At 61.3% G+C, this 22,989-nt stretch carries 22 protein-coding genes; 4 read left to right on the top strand and 18 right to left on the bottom strand.

The window, feature by feature from the left end; genetic code table 11:
- Positions 1-315: 315 nt before the first annotated feature.
- The 13 genes from BM162_RS15585 to BM162_RS15645 form a co-directional block, all read right to left on the bottom strand.
- A complete protein-coding gene (locus tag BM162_RS15585) occupies positions 316-543 on the bottom strand; it encodes a DUF6429 family protein (protein ID WP_093423960.1) in 228 nt (75 codons plus the stop codon).
- A 426-nt stretch (positions 544-969) separates the two neighbouring features.
- Positions 970-1,800 carry an HpcH/HpaI aldolase/citrate lyase family protein gene (locus BM162_RS15590; RefSeq protein ID WP_093423962.1) on the bottom strand — a complete coding sequence of 277 codons (831 nt, stop codon included), beginning with the start codon at positions 1,798-1,800 and terminating at the stop codon, positions 970-972.
- The gene (locus tag BM162_RS15595; protein WP_093423965.1) at positions 1,797-3,044 is read right to left on the bottom strand and encodes a CaiB/BaiF CoA transferase family protein; all 1,248 of its coding nucleotides are present in this window, start codon (positions 3,042-3,044) and stop codon (positions 1,797-1,799) included. The genes BM162_RS15590 and BM162_RS15595 overlap by 4 nt, the downstream gene beginning before the upstream one ends.
- 100 nt (positions 3,045-3,144) lie before the next feature.
- Entirely contained in the window at positions 3,145-4,650 is a 1,506-nt protein-coding gene (locus tag BM162_RS15600; RefSeq protein ID WP_245759288.1) for a tripartite tricarboxylate transporter permease, read from the bottom strand.
- A gap of 23 nt (positions 4,651-4,673) precedes the next feature.
- A complete protein-coding gene (locus BM162_RS15605) occupies positions 4,674-5,117 on the bottom strand; it encodes a tripartite tricarboxylate transporter TctB family protein (RefSeq protein ID WP_177215186.1) in 444 nt (147 codons plus the stop codon).
- 80 nt (positions 5,118-5,197) lie between these two features.
- Positions 5,198-6,157 carry a Bug family tripartite tricarboxylate transporter substrate binding protein gene (locus BM162_RS15610; RefSeq protein WP_245759289.1) on the bottom strand — a complete coding sequence of 320 codons (960 nt, stop codon included), beginning with the start codon at positions 6,155-6,157 and terminating at the stop codon, positions 5,198-5,200.
- Positions 6,158-6,195: 38 nt separating this feature from the next.
- Positions 6,196-6,948, bottom strand: a complete 753-nt coding sequence (locus BM162_RS15615; RefSeq protein ID WP_093423977.1) for an IclR family transcriptional regulator — start codon at positions 6,946-6,948, stop codon at positions 6,196-6,198.
- Between the two features lie 566 nt (positions 6,949-7,514).
- The gene (locus BM162_RS15620) at positions 7,515-9,560 is read right to left on the bottom strand and encodes a sensor histidine kinase (RefSeq protein WP_093423980.1); all 2,046 of its coding nucleotides are present in this window, start codon (positions 9,558-9,560) and stop codon (positions 7,515-7,517) included.
- A gap of 271 nt (positions 9,561-9,831) precedes the next feature.
- Entirely contained in the window at positions 9,832-10,812 is a 981-nt protein-coding gene (locus BM162_RS15625) for a TRAP transporter substrate-binding protein (RefSeq protein ID WP_093423983.1), read from the bottom strand.
- A 14-nt stretch (positions 10,813-10,826) separates the two neighbouring features.
- Positions 10,827-12,110 carry a TRAP transporter large permease gene (locus tag BM162_RS15630; protein WP_245759291.1) on the bottom strand — a complete coding sequence of 428 codons (1,284 nt, stop codon included), beginning with the start codon at positions 12,108-12,110 and terminating at the stop codon, positions 10,827-10,829.
- Positions 12,111-12,184: 74 nt separating this feature from the next.
- The gene (locus tag BM162_RS15635; RefSeq protein ID WP_093423989.1) at positions 12,185-12,724 is read right to left on the bottom strand and encodes a TRAP transporter small permease subunit; all 540 of its coding nucleotides are present in this window, start codon (positions 12,722-12,724) and stop codon (positions 12,185-12,187) included.
- Complete coding sequence (locus BM162_RS15640; protein WP_093423992.1) at positions 12,717-13,451, bottom strand: HpcH/HpaI aldolase family protein; 735 nt, start codon at positions 13,449-13,451, stop codon at positions 12,717-12,719. Before BM162_RS15640 ends, BM162_RS15635 begins: the two co-directional genes overlap by 8 nt.
- Complete coding sequence (locus tag BM162_RS15645) at positions 13,448-14,287, bottom strand: carbon-nitrogen hydrolase family protein (RefSeq protein WP_093423995.1); 840 nt, start codon at positions 14,285-14,287, stop codon at positions 13,448-13,450. Before BM162_RS15645 ends, BM162_RS15640 begins: the two co-directional genes overlap by 4 nt.
- Before the next feature lie 264 nt (positions 14,288-14,551).
- Between BM162_RS15645 and BM162_RS15650 the strand changes: the two genes are divergently transcribed.
- A complete protein-coding gene (locus BM162_RS15650) occupies positions 14,552-15,220 on the top strand; it encodes a GntR family transcriptional regulator (RefSeq protein WP_177215187.1) in 669 nt (222 codons plus the stop codon).
- Between the two features lie 236 nt (positions 15,221-15,456).
- Entirely contained in the window at positions 15,457-16,131 is a 675-nt protein-coding gene (locus BM162_RS15655) for a DUF6998 domain-containing protein (RefSeq protein ID WP_093424000.1), read from the top strand.
- Positions 16,132-16,141: 10 nt separating this feature from the next.
- On the opposite strand, the gene BM162_RS15660 is transcribed toward BM162_RS15655, so the two are convergent.
- The 3 genes from BM162_RS15660 to BM162_RS22860 are packed head-to-tail and all read right to left on the bottom strand — an operon-like array spanning position 16,142 to position 18,058.
- A complete protein-coding gene (locus BM162_RS15660) occupies positions 16,142-16,951 on the bottom strand; it encodes a GIY-YIG nuclease family protein (RefSeq protein WP_093424003.1) in 810 nt (269 codons plus the stop codon).
- On the bottom strand, positions 16,951-17,607 hold the full coding sequence (locus BM162_RS15665) for a hypothetical protein (RefSeq protein WP_093424006.1): 657 nt from the start codon (positions 17,605-17,607) through the stop codon (positions 16,951-16,953). The genes BM162_RS15660 and BM162_RS15665 overlap by 1 nt, the downstream gene beginning before the upstream one ends.
- Complete coding sequence (locus BM162_RS22860; protein ID WP_177215189.1) at positions 17,594-18,058, bottom strand: hypothetical protein; 465 nt, start codon at positions 18,056-18,058, stop codon at positions 17,594-17,596. The genes BM162_RS15665 and BM162_RS22860 overlap by 14 nt, the downstream gene beginning before the upstream one ends.
- Positions 18,059-18,138: 80 nt before the next feature.
- On the opposite strand from BM162_RS22860, the gene darG reads away from it, so the two are divergent.
- Positions 18,139-19,131 (top strand): type II toxin-antitoxin system antitoxin DNA ADP-ribosyl glycohydrolase DarG, encoded by a 993-nt coding sequence (gene darG / locus BM162_RS15675; RefSeq protein ID WP_093424008.1) that lies wholly within the window; start codon positions 18,139-18,141, stop codon positions 19,129-19,131.
- 304 nt (positions 19,132-19,435) lie between these two features.
- Here the strand turns inward: darG and BM162_RS15680 are convergent, their stop codons facing one another.
- Positions 19,436-20,794 (bottom strand): MATE family Na+-driven efflux transporter, encoded by a 1,359-nt coding sequence (locus BM162_RS15680; RefSeq protein WP_093424011.1) that lies wholly within the window; start codon positions 20,792-20,794, stop codon positions 19,436-19,438.
- 505 nt (positions 20,795-21,299) lie between these two features.
- Here BM162_RS15680 and BM162_RS15685 point away from each other — a divergent pair.
- On the top strand, positions 21,300-21,839 hold the full coding sequence (locus BM162_RS15685) for a recombinase family protein (RefSeq protein ID WP_093424014.1): 540 nt from the start codon (positions 21,300-21,302) through the stop codon (positions 21,837-21,839).
- Between the two features lie 154 nt (positions 21,840-21,993).
- Here the strand turns inward: BM162_RS15685 and lgt are convergent, their stop codons facing one another.
- A complete protein-coding gene (gene lgt, locus BM162_RS15690; protein WP_093424017.1) occupies positions 21,994-22,926 on the bottom strand; it encodes a prolipoprotein diacylglyceryl transferase in 933 nt (310 codons plus the stop codon).
- Between the last annotated feature and the right edge of the window lie 63 nt (positions 22,927-22,989).

A 22,989-nucleotide genomic window follows, 5' to 3' on the forward strand; every position in this document is an offset into this window, starting at 1 on the left:
ATTTCGGCTTCATCGGTCCATCCGGAAATCGCAGGGTTCTTGTTCAGATCTTACGAAATCCTGCGACCAGAAGCCATGCGAAGCGGGAGGTTCTTTCGAAAAATCAGAGGTCTACGCGTTGTTCAGAGCGAACTGCATAGCCCTCGGCCTTGCCTACCATTTTCGATTTTCGACGTCTGTTCGGCCAGGATATTGGTGGCCTGTCTGACCGTGCCTCGGCCCTGCGGCCCCCGCTTAAAGATTTGCCACACGGGGTCATTTGCAGGAGAGTGCGAAATCCTACGCTAAGATCGAGGCTGCTCGACTTGAGTTCGCTCACGTCTCCGGCTCGTCCCCCTTGCCGAACAACTGCTGCAGGAGCTGCTCGGATCGCTCCAAGCCTTCGTCGGTGAAGGCGAACGATTTCGCCTTTCCCACCGGATCCGTGATCCACCCCTTCCGGTGCAATCGGTCCATGATATCCCAGTCGAACCCCTTCCAGGCGCGCCGGCCGTCGTGGAGGGTCAGGCGCAGGAGCGCCAGCACGGCCGCGTCGATTGGCATCTCGGTCCCCTCGTTCAAAAACGAAGAGCACCGTAGCTTCAGACTGTCGGCCAAACCCGCCCACGATCGCGTGGAACGGCTGCCCACGATCGCGTGGAATCGCTGCCCACGATCATCTGGAATGGGCGCCCATCATCCCGTGGAACACGCAGTCCTCAAAGTTGAGGGTCGGCCGGAGGCTCGGTACCGCTGCTGATCGCCTGGCGGTGCCGCTTCAAGGGTTGCTAATTCCACGGAAGCAGGGTTGGCACCTGTGAGGCAGTGATGTCAGGCAGTCGCTCAAGACATCTGCCAGCTTAAAACCGACGGTCCGGCCCCTCGCAGCTTGCCCTGCTTATCGCGCCCCTGAGGGTGGTACGGGATCTGTCGGGACCCTTGGCCACGTCGCAGGAACGCGAAGATATCTCCGCGTCGGAGCGGCGCCCATTAAGACGCCTCTCCAGCCTTCTCCAGGACCAGCTTGGCGCGATTCAGCACGGGCAAATCCACGAACTCATCATCCACCATGAAGGCCCCTCGCCCGCTCTTGGCGGCATCTTCCGCTGCAGCGACTATACGGCGGGCCCTCTCGATCTCGGCGTCGGAGGGTGCGAAGGCAGCGTTGAGAACAGGCACGATCTTCGGGTGGATGCAGGTTGCTCCGTCGAACCCGAACCGAGCTGCCTGTGCAGCGGCATCTGCGATTGCTTCGGTATCGGTGAAATCCACGGTCGAGCGAAGCATGCCCAAGGACAATTTGCCTTCTGCCTTCGCGGCGTAGTGAACCAGAAGCTTGGGCAGACGCAGAACCTCGGGCGTAGGCTGGCCACCGGTTGCCGTGGCGAAATCCTCCGCGCCGAGACTGACAGCCACCACCGCTCGGTGCGCAGCGATGGCGCGAGCGTCCATCATTCCGGCGGCATCTTCGACGATTGCCAGCACAGGCATCCGATCCTCTCCGGGGATCTCGGCCAGCAGTTCGTCGACCGCAGCGGGACCGTCGGCCTTGGGCAAAACGATGCCTTCCACTCCGGCTCGTGTTGCCGCTCGGGCATCTGGGCCCTGGCGCGGCCCGGAATTCACGCGGACCAGCACGCGAGCTCCTCTCTGCCGCAGGCAAGGCACCGCCTCGGAGAGCGCGTCGCGAGCTGCGTCCTTCGCGTCTTCTGCCACGGCATCCTCGAGGTCCAGGATCACGGCGTCCGCACCGCGCTCGTGCGCCTTAGCGACGAAACGATCCCTGTCGGCAGGAACATAGAGAAGCGAACGGAGCCTCATGCCTCTGCCTCTTCCGGAACGGCGATGAGCCCGGAGCAGATCATGGCGTCGATCTCCTCGAGGGCGAAGCCCGCCTCCGCGAGTATGTCGCGGCCATGCTGGCCGACGCTGGGCGCGGGACGTCGTAACCTGCCTGGCGTGGCTGACAGGCGCGGCAACGGAGCGTGGGTGGGTATGCTACCGAGATCCGTGTCCGGCACCTCGACGAAGACTTCACGATCGACGAAATGTCGATCCTCCACGATGTCCTCTACAGAATAAAGCGGAGCGGCTGTGATCCCCTCACGCTCGAAGACCTCCATCAACTCGTCGCGACTACGTGCTCCGATCCACTCGCCCACGATCCGATCAACCTCTTCCCGGCGCTTGATGCGCGCCTCGTTGGTGGCGAAGCGGGGGTCGCTGTTCATGTCGGGCCTCCCGATCGTGTTGAACAGGCGCGTCGCCGCGTTCTGGACCGAGGCGGATACCGCGATGAAGTGCCCATCACTGCTGCGATAGACGTTCCGGGGGCTGGACGTGTTGGAACCGTTACCTACGCGCGGTTTCGGCAGTCCCGTCATGCGGTAATCGAGCGGCTCGGGGCCGAGGACCGACACCATCGCCTCGAGCAGGGACAAGTCGACGACCTGCCCGAGTCCCGTCTGCTCGCGCGATCGCAGCGCCATCAGCAGTGCATTGGACCCATAGAGGCCGGCGATCATATCGGCCAGGGCAAGCGGCGGAAGCAGAGGATCGCCACCTTCCTCGCCGTTTCGATGCGCAAAGCCGGACATGCCCTCGACCAGTGTTCCGAACCCGGGACGGGGTGCATAGGGGCCGGTCTGGCCGAAGCCGGACACGCGCAACAGGATCAGTTCCGGAAACCGCTCGGCCAGGACGGCGGGCCCCAGCCCCATCTTCTCCAGCGTACCGGGTCTGAAACTTTCAATCATGATGTCGGCCTGCGACATAAGCCGCTCAAGAACCGCCAGGCCCCCGTCAGCGCGGAAATCCAAGGCGATCGAACGCTTGTTCCGACCGTAGGTTTTCCAGAAGGTGCTTTCGCCCTTCAGCTTCCACGCACGCAACGGATCACCCAAAGGCTGAGGCTCGACCTTCACGACATCGGCGCCAAAATCGGCTAACTGCAGGGAACACATGTTGCCGGCCACAAGCCGCGAGAGGTCCAGCACCCGCACCCCCGACATCGGCCCGGTGGCAGACTCGTCGAAGCTCTTTCTGTGCCAATGCTGAGCTGTCATTGACCGGTGCTCCTTTCCTGCGTCGAGATGTTACTGCTTGCCGATTGCCCGTTCTCTCGTCGTCGAGAGCGAGGACGCGAAAGGACGGAAGTACGAATGATCATTCCCCCTCCTCGGCAGCCGCGAGCGCGCGGCGCTTGGGGCGCAACCGGCCGACGACGGAGAGGCCGACAATGAGCGCCATGATGATCAGGATCGTCAAAGAGATCGGCCGATCGAGGAAGATACCCGCGCTGCCTTGCCCCATCATGATCGACTGACGGAAGTAGTTCTCGGCAAGCGGAGCCAGGACGACGGCGAGGATGAACGGCCCCGTCGGGTAGTCGTTCTTTTTCATCAGATAGCCGACGACGCCGAAGATTAGCATGATCCATATGTTGAACGGGCTGTAGCTGAGCGAGAAGGCCCCCACGACGCAGAGAGCGATCACCACATTCGACAGGTTCCCCTGTACGGTGCGCAGCAGATTCACGAAGACCGGGATGAGCAGCACGTTGGACAGCAGCAGGAAGACGTTGGCCAGCACAAGCCCCGCAATCATCGCCCAGACGATATCGCCCGACGTGGTCATCAGGAGCGGACCAGGACGCATCCCGAACATGATCAAAGCGCCGAGCATGATCGCGGTGCCGCCCGAACCAGGGATCCCCAAGGTGATCAGCGGGATGAGCGATCCGGGCACGGCCGCATTATTTGTCGCTTCTGGACCCGCAAGGCCAGCGATGGCGCCTTTGCCGAAAGTCTCCGGCTTCTTGGAGAGCCGCTTTTCCAGAGCATAGTCGAGAAAGGTTGCAACGGTGGCGCCTGCGCCCGGCACAATGCCGATAAGCGTACCCAGAACCGACCCGCGCAGGGTGGGCGCAGCGGCCTCGCCGAGCTCTGACCTGCCGGGAATGAATTCCCTCATGCGGAACCCAGGCTTTCCCAGGTTCAGCTTCACCTTCTTCTCAAGATTGTAGAAGACTTCGCCGAGACCGTAGAGCCCGATGATAATCGCGACGAAATCGATCCCCTCGATCAGCTCCGGAACAAAGGCGAACCGAATCTGGCCGGAAACGTAGTCGCTTCCAAAGCTGCTCACCAGCACCCCGAAACATGTCACCAGAAGCGCCTTGGCGAGGTGCTTTCCTGCCAGAAGCATCACTGTGGCAAGGCCGGTGGCCATCAGCAGGAAGTATTCCGGGGCGCCGAGATAGATCGCGTAGGACGCGATGATCGGCGCCAGGAAGATCAGCACCAGTAGACCGAAGAGGCCGCCGATGAAGGACGAGAACGCGGAGATGCCGAGCGCCATGGCGCCACGTCCCTGCTGCATCATCGGGTAGCCGTCGTAGGCGGTGATGATGGCCGGGGCGTCGCCGGGAGCGTTGATCAGGATCGAGGTGATCCGTCCGCCATACATGGTGCCCATGTAGACACCGGTCAGAAGGCAGAGCCCCGAGGCTTCGGGCATGCCGAATGTCAGGGGCAGCATCAGGGCGATGCCGGCAGAGGGGCCGAGGCCGGGTAGCGCACCAACGACGGTGCCGATCAAACCGGCGGCAAAGATGATTGCGATGTTGAACGGGGTAAGGATGTCACCGAACCCCATCAGCAGGTTGCTCATTGCGTCCATGTCGTGCCCTTGGGTCAGGTGACGGGGATGTTCAGCCAGAGACGGAAGATTCCGTAGATCGCCGCCAGCGTGACCGCGTTCAGGACCAGCGCCTGCACCAGCGTGTGACCAACGAAAGCCACCGATATTACGATCATCACCACGAAGAGTGGCGCGAGAACCGATCCCCACTCCATCGCGTAGGTGCCGGCGAACAGAAGAAACGCCGCAATTACGGCCGGTAGGGCGGCCTTCGCACGCTCGCGGAAGTGCTCTGGCAGGAACGGCCCCTCGGCATTCAGGCGGGCCTTCACCAGAAGGTAGAACGCCAGCAAGAGCGTCAGCGCGGCGAAGTTCAGCGGCACGAAGCCCGGCCCGAAGCCTTGGTTGGAGAAGTACCTGAAGTCAGTGCTCTGCACGCACAGCACCGCCGCAAAAACCGCGATACCGGCAATAAAGATCAGTTCGGAAGCCCGCATGGCAGTCTCCGGCATAGGCTCTGGATTGGGGGGATGCGAAGGCGCACGCCGCAAGGTCGCTGCGGCGTGCCCAGCTTAGGTCAGTTGCTCAGCATGTCGAGCTTGCCGAGGGTCTCGCGGTAGGCAGCCTCGGTCTCTCCGAGGTAGTCGGCGAATTCTTCGCCGGTCACGACCAGAGGGACGACAGCATTGGGTTCGATGTATTCTTCGCGCCAAGCTTCCGTCTCGAAGAGCTTGGTCACCATGTCAGTGAGTGCCTGACGGTCCTCTTCGGAGATCCCTGGTGCAGCGGTCAGACCGCGGAACAGCGAGATCTTGATGTCTGCCCCCTGCTCGATGAACGTCGGCACGTCAGGAAGGCTCTCGACGCGCTCTTCGGTGCTGATGGCCAGCGCATTGAACTTCCCGCTGTCGAGGTAATCGGCCACGGGCCCGGGATTGGTGATGGCGAAATCGATCTGGTTCGACAGCAGGGCGGTCACCACCTCGCCGTCTCCCTGGAACGGAATGAAATTCAGTTCCATTCCGGTCTCGTCGGCGAGCTGCATGGTCACGATGTGTTCGATGCTGCCGGTCGCCGTGCCGCCGACGTTGAGCATCCGGTCCTCGGCCTCCAGATCGTCGAGCGACTCGTAGCCCTTCGTGGAGTTGACCACCAGAAGCTCCGGATCGATCCCGATGCGGGCGATAGGCGTAAAGCTGGAGTAGTCGAGGCCGATATTGGAGGTTAGCGGCGTGGCGATGTGCGACGACGTGATCGACATCAGGTAGTGCGGATCGCCCTCCCGGGCGTTCAGGTAGCCCATGGCGACCGCGGAACTGCCGCCTTCCTTGTTCACCACGTTGATCGGCACTGGCGAAAGATCGTTTTCCTCCATCAGGCGCGCCATGGTGCGCAGCATCGTGTCATGGCCGCCGCCGGGCCCATAACCAGCGACAAACTCCAGCGGACGTTCGGGAAAGTCCTGCGCTGCTGCTTGCAGCCCGACTACGGAAATCCCGATGGCTGCGAGACCCGCAGCCTTGCTAAGAAATGTCATGGTAAGTTTCCTCCCTTGGGTTTGGTGGAAGACGCCGGTCAGGCGTCGTGGTTGGGGTTCCTCCATCCGAGGGCCTCGGACGCTTGGATGGCGCCGTCCCTCACGATCTCGATGATGTTGTCGAGGTTGTCGTTCAGCCTTGCGGCAGGTCCGGCAATGTTCAGCGCGGCAACCACCACGCCACTGGCATCGGAAATCGGCGCGGCGACACCAGCCGCGCCTTCCACGACACCACGATGAGTGACAGCATATCCGTCCATACGGGCCTTGTTCACGCGCGCACGGAGCACTTCCGCCTCATCCAGACCGTCGGCCTCGGCATCGTTCAGGACTTCGGCGAGCGCGGCATCGTCGAGGCCGGTCAGGATGGCGATGCCGCTGCTGACCTGCACAGTCCGACGCTGCACCTCGATGTTGCGGTCGTAACGGATCTCACGGTCGGGCAGGATCTTGCAGAGATAGCGGATATAGTCGCCCTCTCTCACGGCGATGAAACCGCTCTCCTTCGAACGCTCCACGGCAGTGCGCACTGCGCCGTCGCACCGCCGCAGCAGAGTGCCGTGCATCGAGTGACCGGCTCCGACCTCGCCGGGCAGCCGGATCAGCCGATAGCCGCTGTCGCCTTCTTTTTCGACATAGCCCATCTCGACCAGCATCCGCAGAAGGTTCAGCACGCTCGACTTCGGCGCAGCGAGTGCGTCGGTGGCCTCGGCCAGTGTCACGGCGCGGGTTTTTCCCGCCAGCCATTCCAGCAGAAGCAGTACCCTCTCCGATCCTCGGCCAGAGCTCATGCTATCCCCCTCGCCCCGCCGTTCACTATTTTGAACGCGTGCAGCATGATAAACAATTAACCGCCGGACTGGAGGGAGTCAAGAAATCCTTTGGGAGAGCGAATGCGCTGCTCGGCACCGGCACGCAGAGGAGTGTCGTGCCCGTCCAGGTCGAGGTGTTCCATTTGGGATTCAGAATTGAGCGGCAGGTGCTCTCTATCGCACCTGATCTGCCGTCGCAGGTTCTTCACAGATTCTGGGGATAAGTGAGAGGAGAACACGCTGTAAGAGCGCAAGAATATCAACGTTTCAAGCGAGTCCGGCACTTTGCCCAATTATTAGGCGGCGCCTGTGGAGCGAGCAAAGAGGAATCAGCATCAACCTTTGAGGATGTCACCAGACCCTTTTTTGTGCTGGCTGCAGCACTTCCGCCGGCGCCGGGCGTCGTCCAAGATCACGTAGCGGACCTTCGAGATGCCCGGCTGGCCGGCGCGAGGCTTCGCGACAGTCGACGAGGCTCGGCTCTGGGTTCAGGGCTTCGTGCGCTGGTACAACCTCGAGCACTGCCGGCCAAGGGGGCGACGCGATCAGCCCACCAGGCTCGGCGCGCTCTCCACGTCTCTGGCAGCATTCACCGCGTGTTGTCCCCGCGGCAGGCTCAGGACAAAGGTACTGCCCTCTCCTGTCCTGCTCGTGACGGTGATGGCGCCGCCCTGGGCTTCGGCAAATCGCTGCGAGATCGCGAGACCGAGACCCGTCCCCGCGGCTTTGCGGGAGTCGGAGCTGTCGACCTGGTGGAACGCTTCGAAGATCCTCGCTTGGTTCTCCTCGGCGATGCCTTCGCCCGTGTCTGTGACGCGAAAATGCACCTGACCCCGCCGCTCCTCGACCACCAGAGCGACTTTCCCTGCCTCGGTGAACTTGATCGCGTTGCCGAGCAGATTGAACAGAATCTGCCTGCACCGCTTCGGATCCGCCTGGACCTGCCCTGCCTCGACGCGGCACTGGAACTGCAGGCCCTTCTCGGCGGCCAAGGTACTGATGGCATCCACGACTGGGTCAACAATCGTCGCCACGGAGCACGGCTGAATGTCGAGCGCCAGCGTCCCCGATTCGATCTTCGAGAAATCGAGGATGTCGGTGATGAGAGCCAGGAGGTGGCTGCCCGAGGTGTCGAGCTTTTCCATGGCATGTCGGACCGCCCGGACGAGTTCGTCGAGACCGGCCCGAAGGCTGTCGCGGTCGAGCGCCTCCGCCTCGACCAGGACCGAAAGCTTCCGGGCGGCCGGCATCTGCTCGATGTTCTTCCAGAGCCGCGCGTAGCCCAGAATGACTGTCAGTGGCGTCCGGAGCTCGTGACTGAGCGTGTTCATGAACTCGCTCTTTGCGCGGCTGGCCGCCTCGGCCTTCTCCCTGGCTTGCTCCAGTTCCGTGACATCCACCCGCAAGCCGACAATGTTGCCGTCGCGCATGCGGTGGTCCGTCGCCCTGATGTGCCGACCGTCATGGAGCCGCTGATCTCTCACGGCACCGTCTGTGATGCTCTTCTCGAAGCGCAGGGCTGTGGTGGTATCGCCTGCCGCGAACTGACCGCGCGTGGCGGCTTCGCGGTTCAATTCGTCGAAATGCTTCCCGGGCACGATCAGGTCGGTGACCTTGTCATATATCCGGCAGTATTGGGAGTTCGTCATGATCAAACGGCCAGAGGCATCGTACATCACGAGACCGTCCCGCAGTGCGTCGCTCCCGTCCTCCAGCCTGTTCCGGGCAGCGCGGTTCGCCTCGCTGAGGTAATGGACGTAGCCGAACAGGCCGAGAAGAACTGCCGCCACGGCCGCCATGATAAACCGGTCCGCGATGTACCCCGGCCTGTGGGCCGGCCAGCCGCCCTTCGGCAGCCCCATGATCTGCCACTCGCCGTGCGGAAAACCGAAGTCCAGCACGATGGGGTCCTGCGCCACCACGTCCCTCTGCCCCCACACTGGCTGACGGTCGTCCGAGATCTGCCGATCAGTCGTAATCAGCAAGTCGAGGTTCCGCGTGCGGCCCAAATCGGACTCGCGGACGAACGCCGTGTAGGGCACCACCAGCGTCACGATCCCGAGTGGCTTGATCGCCTGGTGCAGGAGCAAGAGCGGCTCCTGGACGCCGGGTATCATGACCGGCCCGGAGGTCACCGGCGCGTCCGACGACAGCGCCCGATCGAGAGCTTCAGCGCTCTCGGGGTCGGACACCCATTGATGTCCGGTCCGCAGCAGCCCGCTCGGGCTCGGATGCGCACGCGTCACCACGCCTTCGCGCGACAGCAGGACCTGGGCGATGCTGTAAGACTCGGGGAGTTCATCGAAGAACCTCGCCAGCTCGGTCTCGGAGACCTCTGCCTGAGAACGGAAGAGCGTGGTCAGGCTTCCGAGCGCCACGAGTTTCTCGAACACCTCCTCCTCGATCTCCTCCCGGATCTCGGTCAGTTCGAGCGTCGTGGAGAGGCGCAGACCTTGCAGGTGGTTTTCCAGGCGGAGCTGCTCGAACTTGCCCGCGATCACCACGCCCAGCCCAACCACAAGAAGAAGGCCCACAGCTTCCGCGGCTCGGGCGGCGAGCATGAGGCGTGCACGTCGGACGTAGTCGGGCAATGCTCTACTCTGGGTCGCTCGCTCGGTTCGTGGCTCCTGCCAACAGTAGGATTGAAGATCTGGTCAAAAATCCGGCGAAAGCGTCCAGTTCATGTGCACCGTCTGCCCGAGGCGCGGCCGCAGTGACCTCCCACGATGCCACATAACGCCCGACCCGGTGTATCACGGGGGCCGGCGGACGATTGGGACCCGTTCCGCATGCAACGGGCCAGGAGGAAAACTCCCGGCCCGCCCGCGTGGAGGTTTCTGAAGGCGCGTTGCGCCTGCGCGTTCACTCGGTGGCGTTGAACTCGTTCAGGATCTCGCCGGCGCGATCTCCGACCCTTTCCTTCCACTCGTCGATGATTGGCTGGGCCGCCTCGGAAAGAGAGCGGGCAAATTCCGGAGACACGCTCTCCGCCACGGTCATCCCGTGATCGCGCAGCTCGTCATATTTCGCCGACTGGTTCGCGACGACCTGCTCCGCCTGCCATTCCCGGGCTTCTTGTCCAGCCTGCATGAGAGCCTGCTGATACTCTTCCGGGAGAGCGTCATACGAGTCCTGGTTCACGTGCACGAAGGTGAGAGGCATCGCGTAGTTGATCTGGGTGAAGGCATCGGTGTAGTCCCAGAAGCCCGATGCGGCACCACCGTCGACGCCGGTCAGCACAGCCTCGATGCTCCCGGTGGCAAGCTGGGGCACGACATCCGACCAGGAAATCTGCACCGGTGCGGCGCCGAGTTCCTGCAGGACGCGGGTGCCTGTCGCGTCATAGGTCCGGATGGGAAGGTCTTCGAAATCCTCCGTCGACTCCATGACATCCTGCGCCCAGACGCCCGAGGGGTCCACCCATCCGGCGTAGATCAACTGCTGACCGTACTGGGAGAACACGTCCTCGTAATGCGGGCGGGCGATTTCCAACAGCGAACGAACGTCCTCGAAATCCTCCGCCAGGAACGGAAGCGAGCTCAGAAGAAAGATCGGGTCGACCCCTGCCAGGGTCCCGCTCACCGTCGTCGCGATCGGAACCGCGCCGTCCGACACCGCGAACAGATGGTCCTTTTCACGATATCCCAGAGCTGCGCCGGGATGGATGGTGATGTCCACCTCGCCGTCCGTCAGTTCGCTCACGCGCTCCGCGAAGAACTGATTGGTCCGGGTGTTAATCGAATTCGGTCCGTACTCGGTGGACAGATCCCAGCGGAATTCCTGCGCATGGACGCTGGCCGCCGGTACGATGAGGCACGCTGCGAGAATTGTACGATTTAGCATAGTTCGATTCCTTTCTACCCGAAGAGATATTGTGGAAGATAGAGAACGATGGCTGGCGCCATGTATAGGATCAGCACGCCCAGACACATGAGGCCGCAGAAAGGCAGGGCGTAAACCGCCACCTTGGAGATTGGGGCGCCCGACATTCCGTGGATGATCATCAGATTGAATCCCACGGGCGGCGTGATCTGCCCAAGCTCCACCATAATGACGAGGTAGATGCCGAACCAGATAGGGTCGATACCCATAGCCGTCACAATGGGGAACAGGATCGGCAGACTCATCACTACGATGGATATTCCATCCAGGATCATGCCGAGAAAGATGAAGAACACGGAGATGATCAGGATGAATTGGCCCGGAGTGAGGTTGGATTCGACGATCATGTTGGCCAGATTGATCGGAATGTGCAGGTATCCCAGCGCCGTCGAGATCAGCGATGCCGCCACCACGACCGCGAAGATCATCGTGCTCGTGTAAAGTGCGCTCATCAGAGACTTGTGGAACACGCTCCAGTTCATGGCGCCGGTCACGACCGTGAGCACGAGGACGCTGAGGGTTCCGATTGCCGCCGCCTCCGATGGCGTGGCCACGCCGGTGTAGATCGAGCCGAGTACGATGCCGATGATGATCGCGATCGGTAGGAGGTCGAGAAGGCTGTTGAACAAGGTGTAGCCGGCCCGATCCTCCGAGACCGTCTCCAGCGGCGCGGCCTGCGTGCTGCGCCCCCCGCGGATCAGGGAGTTCGCGCCGATATAGAGTGAGAATAAAAAGCCCAGAAGCAGGCCCGGTAGAACCCCGGCCGCGAAGAGCCGGTCCACCGGCACTTCCGCCAGCACGCCGTAGACGATCATGACGATCGAGGGCGGAATGAGCAGACCCAGGCTGCCGGAGCCGGCGAGCGAGCCGAGGATAAGGCTGTCGTGATAGGAGTTCTTGCGAAGCTCGGTGATGGTGATCTTTCCGACCGTTGCGGTCGTAGCCGCACTCGAGCCGCAGATCGCCGAGAACAGTGTACAGCCGAACACGTTAGAGTGCACCAATCCGCCGGGAAGGCGCCGGACGAGGGGCGCCAGACCGCGAAAGATCCGGCTCGAAATGTCCGTGAGGAGAATGAGCTCCCCCATCCAGACGAAGAGCGGGATCGCGGAGAGTTCCCAGGAGCCAGAGCTGCGCAGCGTGATCGAGCCGAAGATGTCGGTGACGCGCCCGAAATTCATGTCTCCGATGAACATCAGGGAAAGAACGGCCACCAGGATAAGGCTGGCATAAATCCAGATTCCCGAGACCAGGAACACCAGGATGCCCGCCAGGATGGCCAGCGCCGATAGTATAGGGTCCAATTTTCTTCCTCCCTCGTGCCGGTCTCGCGCTATGCCGGCTCACGCTCCCGGTTCGGCCCCAGGACGAGCGCCTCGACGCAGACGAGAGCGTTCGTCGCCAGCCGCACGCAGTACCACGCAATCCCCACGACGACGGCGATCTGGGGGATCCAGAGCGGCGTCCGGCTCATACCCGCACTGGTGATGCCAAATCTGAGATTTCGGTCGAAGATGCCGTAGAGCGACACGAACAGCATGATGCAGACGACCAGAGCCGCGATATTGGCGATCAGCTCCGCCGCATCCTTTCCTCGCCCCTGCACCGTGTTGCTCACCAGGCGGACCCGGATGTGGTGGCCGGCCTGATGCGTGGCGGCGAGGGAAAGGAAGATGATGCCGGCCAGCGCGTACCCGACATATTCGTCGAGAACGAAGGTCGACGTGCTGAACACGTTCCTCAGCGTCACCTCTACCAGAATGTGGCACAGGACGTAGACGATCAGGGCTGCGGCCAGATAGCCGAACCACCGGGAGACCCGGGTGACAGCGGCATCGAGCATTCCGATCGGGCTGCGCCGGGGGTCAGCCATCGGCGCCGATCTCCTTGAGGTCCTTCATCGCCGCAGCCAAGCCCGCATAGATCGCCCCGTGCTCCATCGTCAGCACCGCGTGGCTCGCCCCGTGCTGCACGGCGAAGCTCTTCTCCTCCACGCTCCAGGCCGGAAGCACCCAGGGCTTGCCGGCGCGGGCGGCGGACTCCGCCAGGATTTTCAGATCGTCCCAATCGGCCGCTTTCCTGGTATAGGCGCCCCGGTTTCGTCTCAGCGAGAGGTCAGAGGGGCCGATGAAGATGCCGTCGACCACGGGCAGGGCCAGGATCGCGTCCGCCTCGTCGAACGCCGTCTGGCCTTCGATCATCGCGAAACACCGGGTCTTCGTGTCTTGCTCAGTGACCCATGCGTCGTCGAAGCCGACATAGGAGGACGTTCTTCCTCCGGCGAAGCTTCGATCTCCCCGCGGGGGAAACTTGCCGTATCCGCAAACCTGGCGCGCGTGATCCTCTCCGCGGACGTGAGGAATGACGACGGCGTCTGCACCGAAATCCAGGGCCTGCTGGATTGGGCTGCGTTCCGGTCCCAGAACCTTCCCCATGACTTCCAGACCCAGGTTTTTCAGGAACGGGATGTACTTCTCGAGATCGGAGAGATCGAACGCCCCGTGCTCGATGTCCAGCACCACGGCCTCGTAACCCAGAATCGCGGCGATCTCGGCCGTCGCGAAGTTCGGCGAAGACATCCAGAAGGCGGGTTTCGTCATTTGTCACTGTCCTTCATCGCTTTGGCGAGCGCGTAGACATCCGCCCTGCGGTTCTGCAGAGACGGCATCTCGGCGCGTACTTTGTCGAGCAAGTCGAACTCCAGTTCCGCGACGACATAGCCGACGCGATCTGGGGCCTGCGCCATGACATTGCCCCACGGGTCGATGATCATGCTTCGTCCGTTGCAGGCGCCGCTCGGCGGATAGGGTCCGATCTGTCCCGGCGCGACCACGAAACACTGGTTTTCAATGGCCCGTGCCCGCAGGAGAACCTCCCAATGGTCCCGCCCGGTGTAGAGGGCGAAGGCCGCCGGAACGAAGAGCACCTGAGCGCCTTCGAGCGCCAGAAGCCGGTACAATTCCGGGAAACGCACATCGTAGCAGATGGACATCCCGACCTTGCGTCCTTCGAGAGAGGCCACGACGATGTCCCGGCCGGGCTCGATCGTGTCGGATTCCTTGTACGTGACACGGCCAGGAAGATCGACGTCGTAGAGGTGCGTCTTGTCGTAATGCGCTACCACGTCACCGGATTTGTCGATGAGAATGCTGCGGTTGAGGACCTTGCCCTCGCTGGCCCCCTGGACCCGCACCGACCCCATCAGGATCGCCACACCCAACTCCCGCGCCTTCGCCTGAAAGCGCTGGAGCGTCTCACCGTTTTCGCCTTCAGCAACCGCAAGCGCTTGCTCCCGCGGCCCCTGGAAATCCAGATATTCGGGCAGAGCGATCAGATCGAGCTGCTCCCGAGATGCGCGATCAACCAGCTCAAGCGCCTCGGTAACGTTTTTCTCTTTGTCGTCCTGCGAGTTTAGCTGGCAGACCGCAACGCGCATTATCATTCCCCGCTCTGAAACATATCTCATGTATACACCGCGTATCACGTGGTGTACACTCTGTCCAAGGGTTTTTGGCGGGAGCCTCGCGCTGGCCGATTTTGGCCTTGCTGCCCCTTCAGCGCGGCTTGTGATGTCGCAGGAGAGAGGCGGTTTACCTTTCTGGGTCAATGGGTGATGAGCCCGACCGGCAGGAAGTATCGAGGGCCGCGTTCCGCCGGCAGCTCGGAAGTACAGGAGCAGAAGCGTGGAAGAATCTGGAGTATGAGCCAAGTCGCACGAGAGGCATCCTTAGGCGCGCGCGCGCCGGCCAAGGAACGTGTCTATTGGCATGTCCGTCGAATGATCCTTCAGGGCGACGTGAAGGGCGGCGAGTTCATTGAAGAGAAGGAGCTCTCGGAGGCCGTAGGGGTCTCAAGGACGCCGGTGCGCGAAGCTTTCCATCGACTTCAGAGCGACCATTTCATCTCGCTGGTGCCTCATCGGGGTGCGGTGGTCCGGCAGATCACGGCGCAGGAGCTTTCAGAACTCTATGAGGCCCGCAGGCTGATAGAGAGCCACGCCGTGCGTCGCATCTGCGAGGAGAAAAAGCCGATACCGGGAATTCTGCGCCAGTTGGAGACAGCGATTGTCGAGACCAGCGGTAGTCAGGAATTCTTGCGCCGTGCGGAGATGGACCAGGCGCTCCACCGCAACATCGTGGCGTTGATCGACAACAACGTGATGGTGGAGCTATACGACCAGCTTCAGGTCAGGCAACAGCGTGTTGCGATCGCCGCCATGCAAGCTCGACCGGAGCGCTCGAAAACCATCGATGCCGAGCATCGGCAACTGATCGAGGCCCTGGAACAGCACGATGCAGACAGGGCCGTGAAAGTGATTTCGGCGCATCTGCGGCCGGTGTTCGACGTTATTTCCAGTTTGCCGGTTTGAGGGGCCGATCCGGCAGGTTGCTTTACATAACGCCCGTGACGCGCTCTCTGCGTCAGACGCGAGAAAGCCCGCAAGGAGGAGACCTCCGCACCAACGTGCATGCTGGCCCGACCAGATGATCGAGCCGTCCTTGAGAAGCTCAAGCCTCTGAATGTTGCCAGCGCGCTCGGATATGTGTTCCCATCCTGTGTCGCCGTGAAATCGTTCATAGAAGTTAAAGAGTAAGGGCCTTCACTTTGCCGTTGTCGCAGGTTCAGATCATCCAGTCATTGGCCGAGGCCCTTGCCTGGTTCGAGAAGGAACTGGCGTGGGGCGTGTCGCCAGGCGAACTGACACACCTCACGGGGCGGATCGGGGAACTCTACGCCGCGATGACGACCAGGGGTCAGATGGCGCTCGCGACGAACCAGCACGGCTACGATGTGGCCAGTGCCGACAACGAGCGTATCTCGGTCAAGACTGTCACCAGCTCGTCCCATGTCGATTTCAACGCGGCCACGTTCGACCTCGTCGACCGGGTGATCGTTCTCCGCATCAACATCGATGACGGCGAGGCCGCGATCGAGGAATTACTCGACTGCCCTGCGGAGGAAGCGCGACAACAGATGCGGGAATCCGGCAGAAAGTACGTTTTCTCCATCTCAGCGCGCCGCAGTGCGCGGCAGATCGAAAACCTCCGCATCGTCGCAGCCGCCAGCTATGCCTCCCACACAATCCGTCAGTACGAGAACGGGACAATTCTTGTGGACACGGACGGGCGTCGCGCCCCCAGCGCGAAGCCCATCCTTCGAACTGTTGCGGCAGAGATTGGCGTCGATCTCCTGAACGGGAGCGGAAATCCCAAGAACACGCGCCAGTTGGGTGCGGACCTCATCCGGCTTCTTCAGGAGCGACAAGCGGCGGGGTCCTGAGCTATCGGCCTCAGTTGCGGTTAAGTCCTCCCGGCCCACGGCTCATGAGGACCTCCTTGTAGTAGCTCTCTCGCTCGAGAATGAGGCTGTCCGGGGTCCGCGCAGGATGCTCTTCAAGGAGCGCGAGGCGAAAGTTCCTGCGGCAGTAATCAAGGCCGACCTCCTCGCCGAGCAGCTTGCGCAGTTCCACGTTACCGCCGTGGCCTGTCGCGGCGTAGGTGCTCCAGCGGGACCAGATACCTTGGTCTCCGCATGCAGAGCCGACATAAAGCCGTCCCGTCTGCCGATCGGAGATGAGGTAGATCCCCTTCACGTTTTCCAGCGCCGCTTGCCAGTCGAGACGACCGTTTCGCAGAAGTCCCTCGAGTTCGGCGAAGGGCAAGTCGATCCTGTCGTATCCGGGGAACGGTCGCCCGGAATACGTCTCGGGCAGAATCTCCTTCACGACGAAGCCGTCATAGTGCTTCTCGAGCTTGCTGCGCGTCACACGATCACGGTGCGGGTAGTGCAGCTTCAGGCGTCCTTCGAGCGGGCGCCCCAGATCGACCTGCTCGACGTCGTACCTGTCGGAGTGGCGTGCGGTGACCTCGAAGACGCCCCCGAACATCCACACGTCCGGCTCTGGGTAGAACTGGGCGAGCGCGAAGATGTACGGGCGGTTGAAGTCGTCCCGCCCAGGGCGTGTCTGTTGCCAGAGCTTCCACTCCGGGCGGCTCCGCGCCCAGACGTCGAGAGGATGGTCCCGGCCGTTGTGACGGGCGAAGTGAACCTTGTAGTCGGACAGGTTGGGCAGCGGGAAGATGTCCTTGAGATAGAGCATCAGACGCGCTCCCGCCCAAACGCTCGCGCCAGCATAGGATCGGATTGGCGGCGGCCGAACAGCTTGAACCGCGACAGGTGTGGCAACTGGACGATCCGTTGCCCCTCGGATCCGTGGAAGACGCGGATGGAGATGTTGCCCCAGCCGGCGGGAAGGACATCTTCATGCTTGGCGCCCAAGATGTCCGTCACCATCCGCGCGGCCTGATCGGAGCAGACGACGATTGGACCCCGCCGCATGGAAGAGGCGAGCGCCTCGGTCCAGAACGCCCGACCAACTTCCAATGCGGCGGCTTTCTGATCCGGCGAAAAAGACGCCCAGCCGTCACTGCGGAACGGCGCGACGACGCCGGTGAGTACCCTGGAGGGGGCGACGTCCAGAAAGACGCACATGCGCAGAAACTGGTCCGTGATTGGAGACCGCGTAATTGAGCGCTCGACCTCGTAGGAGTTGCCCCGCTCGTCGGAAACGACCCGGAGTTCCGCGTCATGCGGAGGGCGTCCCGGGTTCAAGGAGAGGAAGGTAAGGTCGCTGCCCTCCAGCGTCGCCCACGGGCAATAGAGCAGCTTGTAGCCCTGCTGGAAGCCTCCGGCGCGCTCCGCCTCCTCCAGGCGCGCGTCCCATACGTCGCGGTTCATCCAATCAGACATCGTCATCCTCGCTTTCTTCCGTCAGCTTTCTGAGCTCCATTTCCGAGCGGGCGCGGCGGTCCAGCTCCTCCCAGTTCACTCGTGTCCAGGTAATACCCCTCACGATGCCCCAGCCCCCGCGTCCCGGGCTCGGACGCCGCCACGCCGGAACCGGCATTACCTGCAACTCTCGCAGCCCGTCTTTGAAGTCCGGAACCTGGAACTCGCGGCCTTTCTCGCCAATCGTGAAGCCGTTGCGCCGCTCGAGCCCCGGATGGAAGATCGAGCCGTCCCGCGCCTGGGGCACGAATATTGGGTCCTCGTAGTAGAAGGTGTGGATTTCGGCCGTTTGGACGGGGCGGGCACTTTGCCAGATCGACGGAAAGAAACTGTCCCGCCCTTCCAGCCATGCCTTCGCCTCGTGCGCAGGCACCAGACCATTCTCTCGGTGAAAGACGGCGTTCTTGCCGGACAGCATATTACGCATCCGGGGCATCTTCACACCGCCGAACGCAGCCAGGGCTTCGGGCTCGACAGGGCGATCATGATCGAGCGCCCATGAATTGCGTTGGCGTCATGGGCCGAGGTATCGCTCTCCAGTTTAAGAAAGCGTTTCCTCGCAACTTCGAGGCGTACAAATTAGCCTGCGACCGTGGCGAGGTTGTTCCTGGCAAGATGTTCATTACAGAACGTCATGCGCTGACTACTCCGCGATTTATCATCAACTTTCCAACCAAGAGGCACTGGCGGGGTAAAAGTCGAATAGAGGATATCGAGAGCGGGTTGGCTGCCTTGCGGGAAGAAATTGAAGTCCGCGGGATAAAATCTATTGCCATTCCCCCGCTGGGGAGTGGGTTGGGAGGGCTGAAGTGGTCTGAAGTTCGAACACAGATCGAGTCGGTTCTGGGTGACGTGAACATTGAGATTGTTGTATTTGAGCCTGGGGTTTCTCCGGATGCTCAGGTTATGACGAAGAGCACTGAGCCGCCCAAGATGACAGCCGGCCGGGCCACCTTGGTCACCTTGATGCATCGCTATCTCGCAGGATTGCTTGATCCGTTTGTCACGCTGATTGAGTTGCATAAACTGATGTATTTCATGCAAGAAGCTGGAGAGCCGCTTCGACTCAATTACAAGAAGCACCATTACGGACCATATGCTGAAAACCTTCGTCATGTATTGAACCAGATTGAGGGACATCTTGTGTCAGGCTATGCAGACGGGGGAGACATCCCTGGAAAGACAATTGAATTAGTCCCGGGATCGGTAGATGAGGCGGACCGGTTTCTGAAACAACATAAAGATACAAATGAGCGGTTCGTGCGTGTCAGTCAGCTCGTTGACGGGTTTGAGTCACCTGTGGGTATGGAACTCCTTGCAACAGTGCATTGGTTGATTCAGCGTGAGGGGGTGACCAATGCTCAAGAGGCGATTGAGAAAACCTATTCTTGGAATGACAGAAAGAGACGCTTTACGCAGCGCCAAATTAGTCTGGCATTCGACCGTCTTGTAGCGTGTGGATGGGGGACTCCCAACTCACACTCGCAGTAATTTTAGAACTGATGCTCAGCGTCAAAGCGATATTGGTCCACGAATCGTGCTTCGGAGAGGCGCTGCAAGCGATGGCTGCTTCGACGCGTGCGCTCAAGACGTGGCGGCAAGACCCGCCGACGCATCGGATCATCGTAAAAGCAGGGTGGTGCTTGAAGCAGCCGAGAGCGTCTGCTTTCTTGCGCTGCAACGCGGCGTTCGTCGAAGGAGCGCACTTCCGCGTAGGGCCGAGTGCGCCCACTGGGGCATCCATCTGTTGCGCTGGATGTTTTTTGCACGGACGAAGATTGGCGACGCTGCGCGCTCAGTCGACAGCGCGCAGGAATGTCGCTCCTGGATCATTTGAATTGCCGGCGCCGACCCGCGAGGCCTCGGAACGTCCGAAATATCCGGTGCGCCAGAACTGCAACAGCGTTACGATACTATCTACCAGAATACCGCCCCCGAAGAGCAACGCTATCCCACGCAGGTCCGGAATGAAGATACCCGTTAAATACGCGACGAACGCGACACCATAATAAACGACACTGACAAAGAGGGACTGATAGAGGATGAGGTCTGTGCGCCCCATGCCGTAGAGATAGCTGTCAAGGACATGGTTAAAGGCAAACGCGGCATAGAAGGCGAGAAGCAGAACGGTTAGCGAAACAACGCGGCCAGCTTCGTCGAAGCCCATTGCGTGTAGGATGAACCAACGCCATCCCGGGATCGTAACGATCCAAACACCGATGATGAGTGAGATTATCTTTAAGTATCCGACCAAGCGGCCGTTAAGACGGCCGTGGTGATTGCCAACATCCTGCCGGATCAATGTGCCAAGCGAAAGCACCGGCAACAGCAACCATCCCCAGATGAAGCCGTTGGTAACCCAATAAAGGCCCGCCTCCCTCACCTCGTTCACCAGCCGCAAGATCATAAGGGAGAAGGCAAGATTTCGGACCCCAGACTCAAGGCCGGAACGCGCGGCAACGAGGAACCAGTCCTTCTTCCATCCTACTATTCTGCCCAAGCGCGGAACTCCAAGGACGCGTGCACGCGTGAGGATGGCGACAGACGGCACAAGGAGAAGCGTCCCCACGCTAATGTTCGTCCATGCGACGCCTTGGATGCCCAAGTTCAGCGAGACTTCGAATTGGCCGACAAAAGCGCTATCCAGTAAGACTGTAAGCAAGGTCCGCAGCGCGACCAGGGCAATCAAGAGACGTTCCCAAGATAGCGCCACGACCACAATGACACAGATATCGTTCAAGGTGCCAATCATCTTTCCGAACGCCTCAAGGCGAAGGTAGCCGGCGGTTTGGACCTGCAGGGCGGGCTGCTGTGACATCGCGCGCGTTAACCAATCCGCGCCGATGAGAATGATGATCGTCAAGATTCCGTAGGCGATGAGCGCGACCAGAAGTGCGTCCCCGACACGCTCGCGAAGCGCTTGTCGGTCGCCGATCACGCGCCCAAATATGTAATAGAGCGGCAGTAAAAGCGCCTCTTGCACCACCTCATATGACAAATTGAGCCACATGGACTGTGCAGCGATGCTTGCGTTCGAGGTGTCCGGGAGGCTGTTAAGGAAGTAGATGCGGACTGTCGAATACAGCGTCGGTAGAAGAGTGGTAAGCGTGATTGCGAACCAGAGCCGGTAATCGATGTTGCGAAGGCCTGACATTTATTGTGCCTATCCAATTTGCTTCGACGTCGGACGTGATCGGCAGAGGCTCACTCTTCACCCTTCGCCCCTCGCTACTGCAGAAACGATTGGTTTCAAGGCTCTTCTAAACGTCCGCATCGGAGCAGCGCAATGATGAACACCCGCGGCCGTACAGCCGAATCCGAGCGTTTCCGGCGTCTCGCACCGCAACTTCGGCTTCGGCGAGCTGCGCTGCAGCGACCAACCGGTCGATGAATGGCGGCTCTGGGGCGATCCGTGATGGGGCGCGCCTCGCTGCACACGCGAACCGGAACTGGATCTCCGCGGTCACTGTGGGCTCGGAGCGGACCCTCGGTGCGCAACACACTTCGCCCTCAGGTTGATTAGACTTCGCAGGCCGCGTCCCGAAAACGGTCGTTTTTGGAAGGCAATCTTTCACCCCGGCAATCCAGGGCGTTGACGCTGCCAAAATCCCGGGTCAAAACCGTATCGGTTGTTGAGGGTTTTTGGCAGGTCAGCCGACATGATCCTGGGCTATGCACGTGTCTCGACCGAGGACCAGAGCCTCGATGCGCAGGTCGAGGCGCTCAAGGCGGCCGGCGTCGAGCGGATCTATGGTGAAAAGATTTCCGGATCGAAGATGGTCAGGCCAGAGCTCGACCGGCTCCTCGATCAGCTCCGTCCGGGTGACGTCATCGTCGTCGCGAAATATGATCGGCTCAGTCGATCCCTCCAGGACCTGCTGATGATCGTAGACACAATCCGGAGCAAGGGCGCGGGCTTCCGATCTTTGGCCGAGGATATCGATACCACGACGCCCTCTGGGCGTCTGGTCTTTCATGTCTTCGCCTCGATTGCTCAGTTCGAGCGCGAGAGGATCGCTGAGAGGACCAAGGAGGGCCTCGCCGCTGCGCGCAGGCGCGGGCGGGTTGGCGGTCGCCCCCCTGCCCTCTCCAAGGAGCGCCGCGCCGAAGTCCAACGCATGCGCGATCACGAGGGACGAAGCGTGGCTGAGCTTGCGCGCCTATTCCAGGTCAGCCCTAATACTATCCGACGGGCGTAGAAAAGCGCTTGCTGGGCCACGTTCTTGAGCACCGAACGCGGTCGGTCGTCACTGTAGTCGACCCTCCATGCTTTGGTGGTGCCGATGCGCGCCTCTGCCTGCGACCTAAGCCGCTGCTTGAGCAACCGAGATGAAGTACCCGGCGCGCTCACGCTTAGCGCCCGAACCGGCTCGAAACTCCACCCCCTCTGGAGGATGCGGAACTCCGGCGGCGCGCCCACCCGATCAACCCGATCCCCGTGACGATCATAGGCAGAGACAGAATTTGCCCCATGGTCAGCCCCCAGCTTCCGAACTGGAGCGCATAACCAACCGGATTCCCCTCAGAGACGAACTGGGCATCCGGCTGGCGAACCAGCTCAACGAGACTTCTTGCCGTGCCGTAAGCGGCCAAGAATGTACCCGTCATCGCTCCCGGTGTTCTGAACCATCCGCGGCGCCAAGCGAGATAGATCATCACGCCACCCAGGACGACGCCCTCCAGCAAGGCCTCGTAGAGCTGCGAGGGATGACGGGCACAGGGGCCGGCAAACTGGGCGCAGGATTGCGCCGCTTCACCTGGGAAAATCACACCCCACGGAAGTTCCGTGGGGCGGCCCCAGAGTTCGGCGTTAATGAAGTTCGCCAGACGACCGAACAACAGGCCCGGAGGTGTTGCCAATGCAAGCAAATCTGCCGTGCTCAGCAGCCGAATGTTCTGGCGCGTGCAAAAGACGAGCACGGCAAGCGCCACGCCGAGGAAGCCACCGTGGAACGACATGCCACCGTGCCACACCTTGATGATCTCGAGCGGATGCTGGAGGTAATACTCGGGCTGATAAAACAGAACAAAACCCAAGCGCCCCCCGATCACGATGCCGAGGATGACCCAGGTCACGAGATCATCCAACTGTGGCCTCGACATCGGTGGTCCACTCGGCGGCCACAGATCCGCATCCCGAAGGGCGATGACGCAGAGGCGCCAGCCGAGCAAAATCCCGGCGATATACGCAAGAGCGTACCAGCGCAGCGAAAAGGTGAACGTCCCGATGTGGATCGAGAAGAGTTCCGGATCGAGATTAGGGAACGGAATAGCTTCTGGCAGCATCAAGCGATCTTTCTGGCACCAAGGGCCGTTAGCTTAGGCGCGAATAGGTGTGGTTCTGGACGA

The sequence above is a fragment of the Tranquillimonas alkanivorans genome, from assembly GCF_900115595.1.
GTDB classification, from domain to species: domain Bacteria; phylum Pseudomonadota; class Alphaproteobacteria; order Rhodobacterales; family Rhodobacteraceae; genus Tranquillimonas; species Tranquillimonas alkanivorans.